The 11,940-nt window shown below is 72.3% G+C and carries 7 protein-coding genes; 4 read left to right on the forward strand and 3 right to left on the reverse strand.

The window, feature by feature from the left end:
• The first annotated feature begins 55 nt into the window (after positions 1–55).
• Entirely contained in the window at positions 56–508 is a 453-nt protein-coding gene (locus IH68_RS0137985; protein ID WP_030944850.1) for a hypothetical protein, read from the forward strand.
• Between the two features lie 49 nt (positions 509–557).
• On the opposite strand, the gene IH68_RS0137990 is transcribed toward IH68_RS0137985, so the two are convergent.
• Together IH68_RS0137990 and gabT are read right to left on the reverse strand one after the other, a co-directional pair.
• Complete coding sequence (locus IH68_RS0137990; RefSeq protein ID WP_234341740.1) at positions 558–1,382, reverse strand: phosphatase PAP2 family protein; 825 nt, start codon at positions 1,380–1,382, stop codon at positions 558–560.
• A gap of 221 nt (positions 1,383–1,603) precedes the next feature.
• Positions 1,604–2,938, reverse strand: a complete 1,335-nt coding sequence (gene gabT, locus IH68_RS0137995; protein WP_030944855.1) for a 4-aminobutyrate--2-oxoglutarate transaminase — start codon at positions 2,936–2,938, stop codon at positions 1,604–1,606.
• Positions 2,939–3,173: 235 nt separating this feature from the next.
• Between gabT and IH68_RS0138000 the strand changes: the two genes are divergently transcribed.
• The 3 genes from IH68_RS0138000 (at position 3,174) to IH68_RS0138010 (ending at position 8,831) form a co-directional block, all read left to right on the forward strand.
• The gene (locus IH68_RS0138000) at positions 3,174–5,288 is read left to right on the forward strand and encodes an ATP-binding protein (protein WP_030944857.1); all 2,115 of its coding nucleotides are present in this window, start codon (positions 3,174–3,176) and stop codon (positions 5,286–5,288) included.
• A gap of 122 nt (positions 5,289–5,410) precedes the next feature.
• Positions 5,411–7,012 carry a PucR family transcriptional regulator gene (locus tag IH68_RS0138005; protein WP_030944859.1) on the forward strand — a complete coding sequence of 534 codons (1,602 nt, stop codon included), beginning with the start codon at positions 5,411–5,413 and terminating at the stop codon, positions 7,010–7,012.
• Between the two features lie 373 nt (positions 7,013–7,385).
• Positions 7,386–8,831 carry an aldehyde dehydrogenase family protein gene (locus IH68_RS0138010; protein WP_030944861.1) on the forward strand — a complete coding sequence of 482 codons (1,446 nt, stop codon included), beginning with the start codon at positions 7,386–7,388 and terminating at the stop codon, positions 8,829–8,831.
• 125 nt (positions 8,832–8,956) lie between these two features.
• Here the strand turns inward: IH68_RS0138010 and IH68_RS0138015 are convergent, their stop codons facing one another.
• The gene (locus IH68_RS0138015; RefSeq protein ID WP_030944864.1) at positions 8,957–11,818 is read right to left on the reverse strand and encodes a glycoside hydrolase family 3 C-terminal domain-containing protein; all 2,862 of its coding nucleotides are present in this window, start codon (positions 11,816–11,818) and stop codon (positions 8,957–8,959) included.
• Positions 11,819–11,940: the final 122 nt, after the last annotated feature.

Raw genomic sequence — 11,940 nt, forward strand, 5'->3', positions numbered from 1 at the left:
ACCTCCCTCTCTCCCGTGACGCGACCAGCGTCCAGGAGAGACAGGAGGTCTCCTCATGGCTGGGGCGAACACGGCGGTCGAGTGGCTGGCGTCCGTTGCTCCGGATCCCGAGGCCTGCCGCTGGGAGTGGGAGCGCAATCCCCTGGGGATCGCGCTGCTGCCCGCAGGCAAGGCCTGGGACGTACTCATCCTGCCGGGCGAGCTCGGCTATCCCACCCTCGACGTCCTCACCCGCTTCCTCGACCGGCCCGGCCCGGTGCTGGTCGACTTCGGGGACGCGCGCATGGGCTTCCTGGTGCCGCCGGGCACCGCGGCCCGCTGGCTCGGCACCGGAATCCGTACGGCAGGATCCGGTACCTGGATCGTGGTGCCGTACCCCGGACGCTCGACCGGCGGCGTCCGCTGGCTGGTCCCGCCGGACGGCTCGGGCACCCTCACGGACCCCGCACTCCTCGAACTGGCGATGCACGAGGCGGCGGCGGGCCTGGCGCGCGAGGAGGACACCTGACGGGCCACTGATGGCCAGAGGTCTGCACAGGCGGGTTTGCCAGGGTGGACTACTCGGACTCACTGCACTCGCGTCGGCCCCCCGTGAGGCCGGCGCGGACCAGGAAGATCCACAGGGACGCGATCAGCACCGTGCCCAGACACCAGCTGGCCACGACGTCCAGAGGCCAGTGATAGCCGCGCCGCACCAGCCCGAACCCGACGGCGAGGTTCACGACGGCACAGGCGCTGAGCAGCGCGCGGCGGGCAGGCACGGAGCGGAGCCAGGGGAGCAGAAGCAGGGTTGCCGAGCCGTAGGCGACGGCGGCCGTCGCGGTGTGGCCGGAGGGGTAGTAGCCGGTCCCAGGGGGTTCGACGGGGGTGCCCGGGCGGTCGATCAGTTCCTTGAGGGGCACGACGAGGGCCGGGACCAGCGCCATCAGCAGCGCGGCCGCGAGCGGCGGCAGCCACCAGCGGTACGCCCCGGCCGCATGCGCCCGCCGGGCCACGTACGCCAGGACGACGGCGAGCACGGGCACCGCGACCCCGATATTGCCCAGGTCTGCGAGGAGTTCCGAGAAGCGGTCCGGGTGCGCGAGGGCGCTGCTGGCCCACCGGTCCACGCGCAGCAGCAGGCCGCCCGACACGACCTGCCAGGTGATCAGCGCGAAGAGGAGGGCGGGAAGCCCGAGAAGGAGAAGAAAGGAGGTCGGCCGCCCCGGAACAGGGGGGGTAGTTCCGAGGCGGCCGATCAGATCGGATCGACGCCCACCCCGGGGGGTTTGGGGCGGGCGACTGTCCGATCGGTGAGGAGATCCGGAGCCGGAAGCTCCGTGTGTGTGCGCGAGGGCACGACCAGGTCGTAGCTGGGGAGGCCACGGCCTGAAATCGCCCACAGTCCCCTGTGAGCGGGGTGTATCTCTCATCTGGGTAGAACCTACGGCAGGGGGTGGGCGGAAGACAGACGGAATCGCGTCCCGCCATCCACCTCGCACACGTTCTTCACATGGCCTGACGCCGACCGCCCCGGCCCCGGAATCGCGAGGGATGCCAGGGCTGGGGCGGGTGGTGCGCATGGGACGCGCATCGTGTGTGTGAGCTGGGGATTCCGCTTGTCTCAGATCCGCGCGAAGGCCTGCTCGATGATGTCGAGGCCCTCGTTCAGGAGGTCCTCGCCGATGACCAGCGGAGGCAGGAAGCGGAGGACGTTGCCGTAGGTGCCACAGGTCAGGACCAGCAGGCCCTCGGCGTGGCAGGCCTTGGCCAGCGCGGCGGTCGCCTCCGGGTTCGGCTCCTTGGTCGTACGGTCCTTGACCAGCTCGATGGCGATCATCGCACCGCGGCCGCGCACGTCACCGATGATGTCGAACTTCTCGGCCATGGCGCCGAGGCGGGCCTTCATGACCGCCTCGATGCTCTTCGCCTTGCCGTTGAGGTCGAGCTCCTTCATCGTCTCGATCGAGCCGAGCGCGCCGGCACAGGCGACCGGGTTGCCGCCGTAGGTGCCGCCGAGGCCGCCGGCGTGCGCGGCGTCCATGATCTCGGCGCGGCCGGTGACGGCGGCGAGCGGCAGACCGCCCGCGATGCCCTTCGCGGTGGTGATCAGGTCGGGCACGATGCCCTCGTCCTCACACGCGAACCACTGACCCGTACGGCAGAAGCCGGACTGGATCTCGTCGGCTACGAAGACGATGCCGTTGTCGGCGGCGAACTGGCGGATCGCGGGCAGGAAGCCCTTGGCCGGCTCGATGAAGCCGCCCTCGCCGAGCACCGGCTCGATGATGATCGCGGCCACGTTGTCCGGGCCGACCTGCTTGCTGATCTGGTCGATGGCCTGCGCGGCGGCCTCGGGGCCGGCGTTCTCCGGGCCGGTGGGCCAGCGGTAGCCGTAGGCGACCGGGACGCGGTACACCTCGGGCGCGAACGGGCCGAAGCCGTGCTTGTACGGCATGTTCTTCGCCGTGAGAGCCATCGTGAGGTTGGTACGGCCGTGGTAGCCGTGGTCGAAGACGACGACCGCCTGGCGCTTGGTGTACGCGCGGGCGATCTTGACGGCGTTCTCGACGGCCTCGGCGCCGGAGTTGAACAGCGCGGACTTCTTGGCGTGGTCACCCGGGGTGAGCTCGGCGAGGGCCTCGGCGACCTCCACGTAGCCCTCGTACGGGGTGACCATGAAACAGGTGTGGGTGAAGTCCGCGAGCTGCGCGGACGCCCGGCGTACGACGGCCTCGGCGGAGGCGCCGACGGAGGTCACCGCGATGCCGGAGCCGAAGTCGATGAGCCGGTTGCCGTCGACGTCCTCGATGATCCCGCCGCCCGCGCGCGCGGTGAACACGGGCAGCACGGAGCCCACGCCCTGCGCGACCGCGGCGGTACGGCGGGCCTGCAGTTCCTGCGACTTCGGGCCGGGGATGGCGGTGACGATCCGGCGCTCCTGCGGAAGTGCACTCATGAGGGGCTCCTGGGGGTGTGCGGCCTTGCGGACTCTTGCCTTCTTTTCTCGCAGGTTAGGACCGGGAGAGGGGGGTGGGCATGCTCCATGTGGGCGCTGTCGGGGGTTCGGGTTTGTCCGCGGTGGACATGGCGGCCGGTGCGGGGCCCGGCCGCGTAAGCGGTGAACTCCCCGTGCCGGGGCGTTAGATTGACCGCTGACGGTGGACGGAACGGCTGGTCAGGGAGCGAGGGCGATGGACAGCGACGGGACGCACGACGCACGGGGTACACATGCGAATCCTGTGCCGCGTCCGGCAGGTCCGCCGGAGGTACCGCCGCGGCCCACGGCGGCGCCCGGCGTGCCGCCGCGGCCGGACGGGTCGGCGTTCCTGACGTGGCTCCGGGCGCCGCGACCGGAGACGCCGCCCGGCGTATGGCGGTTCGGGCACCGGCCGCGGCCGGAGGAGGAGCCCGAACTCATCCCCGCCCGCCAGCTGGTCAGCGGCGCGGTGATCGCCTTCCTCGTCGGCTGGCTGATCTGGTCGCTGCTGTGGAACGGCTACCTCGGCGGCTGGTGGCTGCTCCCGCTCTACGCGATGATCCCCGACTCCTGGGCCCAGCCGCACAGCATCGCCTCGGTCGTGGTCGTCTACGCCTACTACGTGCTGATCGCCCTGGTCATCATGATCGGTGTCGGGAGGCTCGGCCGCTGGAGCGAGATCTGGCGCCGCTACGGCCCGCCCGCCTGGCGGCAGACGGCGCCCCGCGCCGAACGCCCGCCCGCCCCCGAACAGGACCCCGCCGAGTGGCCCCAGCTCCGCGCCGCCGGAGCCGCCGACGCCGCCGAGCGGCTCGCCACGGAGGCCCGCGCCGGGCTGATGCGGGACGTCGACCACGCCCGGATCGTGCGCGCCTGGCAGGGCGTGCGCACCGGCCGGCACACCCTCGCCGCGTTCACCGGCGCGGTGCTCAAGGACGGTGCCGCCGCCTGTCTGCACCCCTCCGGGGAACGCGACCTGCCGGCCCGGCTCGCCCGGCACGACCTGGTGACCGGACAGGTACGGCTCGGCACGACCGCCGACGACCCCCGCAACCCGTACGCCTACCGCGGCGCCGGCCTCGGTCTCGGCCCCGATCTGCTCGGCACCTCCCTGCTCGCCGTCGGCCCGGCCGGCTCCGGCAAGACCGGCACCGTGGTGCGGCCGCTCGCCGAGTCGCTCTGTCTGCACGCCCTCGCCGGACGGGCCGCGGTCGTCGTGGTCGGCGCGGCGGGTACGGGGCTCGGACCGGTCGACGCGTACGACGTCGTCGTACGGATCGGGAATTCGGAATCGGTGTACGACCTGGACCTGTACGGCGGGACGAGTGACCCGGACGAGGCCGCGGCCGTGCTTGCCGAGGCCCTGGTCGGGGACCTTGCCGATCCGCATCCGGGCAGCGACAGCCGCCGGTCCACGACCGTGCTCGCCCAGCTCCTCGGCCCCTTCCGGGCGGTCCACGGCCGCTTCCCCTCCGTGCCCGAGCTGCGGCAGCTGCTGGACGGGACGCCCGGGCCGCTGGAGGAGCTGCGTACGGCGCTGCAGGGTTCCGGGCAGGAGTCGCTGCTGCGCGAACTGGACGCTCGCGAGCGGCAGTTGGGGCACCCGGGGGATGTTGCGGCGGTGCTGGCGGACCGGGTGGCGCTGCTGGACCGGCCCGCCTTCGCCGGCTTCTTCGACACCTCGGGGCAGTCGAAGCCCTTCTCGCTCAAGGCCCTCGACCACCCGGTGCGGGTCCGTATCGACCTGCCCGAGCGCGGGCACGCGGACGCCTCGCGGATGCTGGCGCGGCTGGTACTCGCGCAGTTCACCACGAGCGTGGCGGTACGCGAGGACCGGTCGCTGTTCGCCTGCCTGGTGCTGGACGACGCGACGGGGGTGGTGACCCCGGAGGCGGTGCGCGGGATTCAGCGGCTGCGGTCGGGGAACGCCGGCGTCGTGCTGACCCTGCGGACCCTGGACGACGTGCCGAGGCCGCTGCGCGGACCGCTGCTCGGCTCCACCGGATGCCGTATGGCACTGTCCGGGCTCACCCCGTGGGACGGGCAGGACTTCGCCGAGGTCTGGGGCAAGGAGTGGACCGAGGCACGGGACGTCACCGACCGGCAGATCATCGCCGAGACCCCGGCAGGCAAGGCCGTCCACATGCTGCGGCGCGTCATCACCGGCAAGGCGCCCACCGCACGGGCCGTGACCGTCCGGCAGGTCGAACGGGAGCGGTGGTCGGCGTCCGAGCTGGCGCACGGGGTGCCGCCCGGGCATGCGGTGCTGTCGCTGACCACCGTGAAGGGCGAGCACGCGCCGCCGCTACTGGTGGATCTGAGGGGTTAGGTCTGGACTTCACAGGACCGGGTGACCGTACGGTGAGGCAGAATCGGCACAGGCCGTTCATACCTGGCGGCCAAAAGATCAAAAGGTTCGCCCGATCCCCGCAAACCTGACCTGAAGGCCTCATGCCCCCGACACTCGCCTCGCTCGTCCACCACTCCGCGCTCAAACTGACCGTGCGCGCGGGCAAGGACCGCCTCGACGTTCCGGTCCGCTGGGCGCACGTCAGCGAGCTCGCCGACCCCGTGCCGTACATGGAGGGCGGGGAGCTGCTGCTGATCACCGCGCTGCAGCTGGACGCGGAGGATCCGGAGGCGATGCGGCGGTATGTGAAGCGGCTGGTGGGGGCGGGAGTCGTCGGACTCGGCTTCGCCGTCGGGGTCAACTACGAGGAGATCCCGAGGGCGCTGGTCGACGCGGCGGAGGGCGAGGGCCTGCCACTGCTGGAAGTGCCGCGGCGCACGCCCTTCCTCGCCATCAGCAAGGCCGTGTCCGCGGAGATCGCTGCCGACCAGTACCGGGCGGTGACGGCGGGCTTCGCCGCCCAGCGGGAACTGACCAAGCAGGCGCTGACGGGCGGGCCCGAGGGGGTGCTGTCCGCGCTCGCCGCGCAGGTCGACGGATGGGCTGCGCTGTACGACGCCTCGGGCGCCGTCGTCGCGACCGCACCGGAGTGGGCGGGCCGGCGGGCCGGGCGGCTCACGGCGGACGTGGAGCGGCTGCGCGAGCGGCCCGCGCCGGCCTCCTCGGTGGTCGCCGCTCCGGACAACGAGGACCGCGTCGAACTGCACTCACTGGGCACGGGGCGGCGGCCGCGGGCCGCGCTCGCGGTGGGGACGGCGGCTGCGCTCGGCACCGCGGAGCGCTACGCCGTCCACTCGGCGATCGCGCTGCTGACGCTGACGACGGAACGGTCGAGGTCGCTGCACGCGGCGGAACAGCGCATCGGCGCGGCCGTGCTGCGCATGCTGCTCGCGGGGGAGCCGGACCATGCGCGGACCGTCGCGGGCCATCTGTACGGGGAGCTGCTGGACGCGCCCTTCCGGTTGATCATCGCGGAGTCGGCCGCGCGGCCCGCCGCCGACGCGGGCGGCGATCCGCTGGCCGGGCTCGCCGAGATCATGGAGTCGGCGGCCGCGCGGGCGGGGGAGGCCGTGCTGGTCGTACCCGAGGGGGAGCGGCTGGTCGTGCTGGCCGCGGACGGGGGTGCGGCGGTCACGGCGTGCGGGGAGTACGCCGCGGCGGTGGAGGCTGGCCGGGGCGGCGCGGACGCGGTGCGGGATGCCGCCGGCGGCGAGGAGGACGAGCTGGTGGTCGGGGTGTCGGCGCCCGTGGGGCCGATCGCGGCCGCGGCGGCGTACAAGCAGGCCGAGCAGGCGTTGTCGGTGGCCCGGAGGCGGGGGCGGGTGTTCGTGGGGCACGAGCAGTTGGCGGCCGGTTCTGTGCTGCCGTTGCTGGCCGACGATGCGGTGAAGGCGTTTGCGGACGGGTTGTTGCGGGCGCTGTACGAGCATGACGCGACGGGGCGGGGGGATCTGGTGGCCTCGTTGCGGGCGTGGTTGTCGCGGCATGGGCAGTGGGATGCGGCGGCTGCGGATCTGGGGGTTCATCGGCATACGTTGCGGTACCGGATGCGGCGGGTGGAGGAGATTCTCGGGCGGTCGCTGGATGATCCGGACGTGCGGATGGAGTTGTGGCTGGCGTTGAAGGCGACGTCGGCGGAGTAGGCACCGCCGGGTTTCCTCGCCCCCGCCGCCCCTACCCATTCCCGTCCCCTGGGGGCTGCCGCCCCCAGACCCCCGCTTTCGGCCTGAACGGCCTCGTCCTCAAACGCCGGACGGGCTCAAAAGATCAAGCCCCGCCCGGCAAAAATCAGCCCCTCCGGCGTTTGCGGAGCGGGGTCCGGGGGCCGGCCCCCGGGTCGGGACGGGAAGGGGCGGCGGGGGCGAAAAAATCCCGGCCGCACCCGGCACCCCGCCAAACCGTCGCACACCCCGCCCCGACCACTACACCCCGGCCAAACACACCCCCACCCCCACCGCCCTACCGTGGACCCCGACCACCCTGCACACCCCCGAACGCGGAAGGGCCGGGACCCACATGACTTCCACGACCGCCTTCTGGCTCGCCGGCCGCCAGGCCACGGGCGAGGACACCTTCGACGTCACCTCCCCCTGGGACGGCCGCCTTGTCGGCAAGGTGAGCGTGCCGAGCGACGCCCAGGTCGAGGAGGCCGTCGCCGCCGCCCACGCCGTCCGCGAGGACTTCGCCGCCACCCCGGCCCACGTCCGCGCCGCCGCCCTCGACCACGTCAGCCGCAGGCTCGCCGAGCGCACCGAGGAGATCGCCCAGCTGATCTCCGCCGAGAACGGCAAGCCGATCAAGTGGGCCCGCGGCGAGGTCGGCCGCGCAGTCTCCGTCTTCCGGTTCGCCGCCGAAGAGGCCCGCCGTTTCAACGGCGGCGAGGCCCAGCGCCTCGACACCGACGCCGGCGGCCAGGGCCGTCTCGCCCTCACCCGACGCTTCCCCAAGGGCGTCGTCCTCGGCATCGCGCCCTTCAACTTCCCGCTCAACCTGTGCGCCCACAAGATCGCCCCGGCGATCGCGGCCGGCGCGCCGATCATCCTGAAGCCGGCGCCGGCCACCCCGCTCTCCGGCCTGATCATCGGTGACCTGCTCGCCGAGACCGACCTCCCGGCCGGCTCCTGGAGCATCCTCCCGGTCGCCAACGACAAGATGCCCGCCCTGGTCCAGGACGAGCGCCTGCCGGTCATCTCCTTCACCGGTTCCGAGAAGGTCGGCTACGCGATCATGGACTCGGTACCGCGCAAGCACTGCACCCTGGAGCTGGGCGGCAACGGCGCGGCCGTCGTCCTCGGTGACTACGCCTCCGACGCCGACCTCGACTGGGCCGCCACCCGCATCGCCACCTTCTCCAACTACCAGGGCGGCCAGTCCTGCATCTCCGTGCAGCGGGTCATCGCGGACGCGTCGGTGTACGACCGGCTGCTGCCCCGCATCGTCGCCGCCGTCGAGGCCCAGGTCACCGGCGACCCGGGCGACGACAAGACCGACGTCGGCCCGCTGGTCAGCGAGGACGCGGCCAAGCGTGTCGAGTCGTGGGTGAAGGAGGCCGTCGAGGCCGGGGCGACCCTGCTCACGGGCGGCGACCGCGACGGCGCCTCCTACGCGCCGACCGTCCTCACCGACGTACCCGCCGACACGACGATCTCCTGCGAGGAGGTCTTCGGACCCGTCCTGACCGTGCAGAAGGTGGACGGCGAGGCCGAGGCCTTCGCGGCCGTCAACTCCTCCAAGTACGGCCTCCAGGCAGGCGTGTTCACGCACGACGTCCAGGTCGCCTTCCGGGCACATCGTGCGCTGGAGGTGGGCGGCGTGGTCATCGGTGACGTCCCCTCCTACCGCGCCGACCAGATGCCGTACGGCGGTGCCAAGCAGTCCGGTGTGGGCCGCGAGGGCGTGAAGTTCGCGATGGACGACTACACGTACGAGCGGGTGCTGGTCCTCACGGGCCTCGCGCTGTAGACCCCATCCCGCTGACGCAACCCTCTAGCTAATGGGAACCATTTTCATATAGGCTCCCCGAAGGGGCCCGGCACTGCTGCCTTCCGGTGCCGGGCCCCTTCTTCACGTCGGCCTTGTCCGGACCCTCAACCGGAGAAGCCGACATGCGCGAGCCGCAGTGGGCCGCGCAGCCTGATGTGTACGTCGTGCACGCCCTCGGCGACGAGGCCGGCCTCGAGTGTGGTGTAGGCGTACGGGTCGTCCGAGGTGGTCGCGGGGTCCGGTGTCAGTGCGGCGAGCAGTGCGCCGCCGTCCAGGGAGACCTCAATGACGCCCTCGCCCGCCACGGAGACCGTCACCTCCGTCACGCCGTCCCCGAAGTCGCAGTCCCGATAGACCAGTTCGGCGCTCCGGCCCGCCGCGGCTGTCACGGCGTCGCCCGACATCCTCGTACGGTCGACGATCGCGACGCCGCTCTGCTCGTCGAAGTCTGCGGCGTCCAGGCCGTGTTGGAGCACGGCGCGCGGGGAGTGGGGCTCGCCGTCCAGGACGACCGTCGTCCGCAGTCGGATGTCCTCACTGGAGGCGCCCACCAGCACGTCGTAGGGGCCCGGTTCAAGGCGCCAGGCGCCCCGGGCCACGTCCCAGAACTCGAAGGCGGACAACGGGACTTCGAAGGACAGTTCCTCCCGGGCGCCGGGGGCGAGGGTGATCCGGCGGTGGGCGAGCAGCTCGCGGCGGGGGCGTGTCACCGTGGGTTCCGCGGCGCGCGTGTAGAGCTGCGCGACCTCGTCGGCGGTGAGGTCGCCGGTGTTGGTGACCGTGAAGGAGATGTGCACCGCCTCGTCGTCGGCCCGCACCGCGAGATCGGCGTAGGTGAAGGTCGCGTACGACAGGCCGTGTCCGAACGGGAAGAGCGGTGTCCCCTCGAAGTACAGGTACGTCTGGCGGCCGCCGATCACGTCGTAGTCGAACAGGTCGGGCAGGTCGGCGTCGTCCTCGTACCAGGTCTGCGGAAGGCGGCCCGCGGGGGAGACGTCGCCGGCCAGCACGCGGGCCAGGGCGGTGCCCGCTGCCTGGCCGCCGTGCGCGGTCCACAGCACCGCCGGGAGGGCGCCGGTCGCGACCGCGTACGGATACGCGGAGACCAGCGCCAGCACCGTGCGGGGGTTGGCGGCGCGGGCGGCGCGCAGGATGCGCTCCTGGTGGGCGGGCAGCCGCAGCGTCGTGCGGTCCTCGGTCTCGCGGCCGTTGATGTGCGGGTCGTTGCCGGCGACCACCAGCACGACGTCCGCGCGCGCAGTGACCTGCGTCACTGCGTCCTCGGCGCGTTCGGTCACGATGATCTCGAAGATCTCCGGCTTCGCCTCGAGTTCCGGATTTCCGTCGGCAACCTTTACTCCGTCGGCGGCGACAGAGACGTGGCGACCCGTACCGACGTGCCTGAGGAGGTGACCGTTCTCGTGGGGTTCCAGGCGGAACGTCTCCTGGACGATCCAGCCGCCGGGCTGGTCCGCGGAGGCGCGTACGTAGCCGTCGTCGGCCACCGAGAGGTAGCGGCCGTCGGGGGCGCGCAGGGTGAGGATGCCCTCGCCCCAGTCGACCAGCGCGAACTCGGTGCCCATGGGGTCGGCGGTGAGCGGGGGCAGGTCCGTGCGGCCCGCGAGCAGGGCGGGGTCCAGGGCGCCCTGGGCGCCGCGCACCTCGTCGGCGGCGTCGGCGGCCTCGGAGACGTGCAGGAACGTACCGGTGGACGTCTTCAGGAGCACCCGGTCCACGCCCTCCGCGAACTCCACTCGCTCGGCGCCGAACCGCTCGTACAGGCCCTCCAGCGGGGTGGAGCGGTGGATCAGGGTGCCGCTGTACCAGTCGAGTTTGCACTCGTCGGCGAGGAGACCCACCACGGCCACGCGGGTGTCGGGGGGCAGCGGCAGCAGGCCGTCGTTCTTCAGGAGCACGACCGCCTGCTCGGCCGCCTCCTGGGCGAGCGCGCGGTGGGCCGGGGTGTCGAAGTCCCCGGTGCCGGCATGCGGGTCGTAGAGCGGGTCGAACTCGCCCAGCCGGAAGCGGACGGAGAGCTGGCGGCGGACCGCCGTGTCGATGTCGGCCTCGGTCAGCAGGCCCTGCTCGTAGGCCTTCTTGACGCGCCCGACGATCTGCGAGCTGTCGGTGCCGTGGTCGGTGAAGCTGTCGACGCCGGCGCGGAGTGCGGCCGCCGTCCCCTCCTCGTGGGTCTCGAAGTAGTGCTCCAGGTCGACCAGGTTGGAGGGCGCGGCCGCGTCCGAGCAGACCAGCAGGTCCTCGTCCGTCCAGCTGCGCAGGTGCTCGCGCAGATGCGGGGACACGTGGTTGGGACGGCCGTTGACCAGGTTGTACGCCGGCATCACACCTGCCACCGCGCCGGCCTCGACCGCCTCGCGGAAGGCGCGCAGGTCGTACTCGTGCAGGACGCGTGGGCGGACCGAGGAGGAGGAGGTCGCCCGGTCCGTCTCGTTGTTGTGGGCCAGCCAGTGCTTGAGGACCGGCGCCGTGCGCCAGTACGTCGGGTGATCGCCGCGCAGGCCGCGGGTGTAGGCGACGGCGATGGCCGAGGTGAGCTTCGGGTCCTCGGAGTAGCCCTCCTCGTTGCGGCCCCACAGGGGGTGCCGGAGCAGGTTCACCGTGGGCGACCAGATGTTGAGGCCGACGCGGTCGTCGCGGGCGCGCATGGCGCGGGTCTCCTTGGAGACCGCCTCGCCGACGCGGCGTACGAGGTCCGTGTTCCAGGTGGCGCCGAGGCCGACGGCCTGCGGGAAGACGGTCGCCGGGCCCATCCAGGCGACGCCGTGCAGCGCCTCCTGCCCGGTACGGAAGGCGTCGATGCCGAGACGCTCCACCGCGGGCGCGAACTGGTGCAGGAAGGAGATCTTCTCGTCCAGCGTCAGCCGCTGAAGCAGGTCGTCGATGCGCTTCGCGAACGGCAGTTGCGGATCGCGGAACGGCGGCGTGGGCGGCGTCTGTGCGGTCACGTGGGGGTCCCCTTGCGATGGAGCGGCGGAGCGCTTTCGAAGCGCTTCGATGCTCTTTCGACGAAGGGACGGTGTCAAGAGACGGTCACGGTTACTTCTTGCGGCACATAAGAAAGCGTCGT

The organism is Streptomyces sp. NRRL S-646, assembly GCF_000720765.1.
GTDB lineage: Bacteria > Actinomycetota > Actinomycetes > Streptomycetales > Streptomycetaceae > Streptomyces.

Coding starts and splice junctions, on each gene's coding strand:
- IH68_RS0137985 (WP_030944850.1), top strand. CDS start 56: ATGGCTGGGGCGAACACGGCGGTCGAGTGGCTGGCGTCCGTTGCTCCG.
- IH68_RS0138000 (WP_030944857.1), top strand. CDS start 3,174: ATGGACAGCGACGGGACGCACGACGCACGGGGTACACATGCGAATCCT.
- gabT (WP_030944855.1), bottom strand. CDS start 2,938: ATGAGTGCACTTCCGCAGGAGCGCCGGATCGTCACCGCCATCCCCGGC.
- IH68_RS0138005 (WP_030944859.1), top strand. CDS start 5,411: ATGCCCCCGACACTCGCCTCGCTCGTCCACCACTCCGCGCTCAAACTG.
- IH68_RS0138010 (WP_030944861.1), top strand. CDS start 7,386: ATGACTTCCACGACCGCCTTCTGGCTCGCCGGCCGCCAGGCCACGGGC.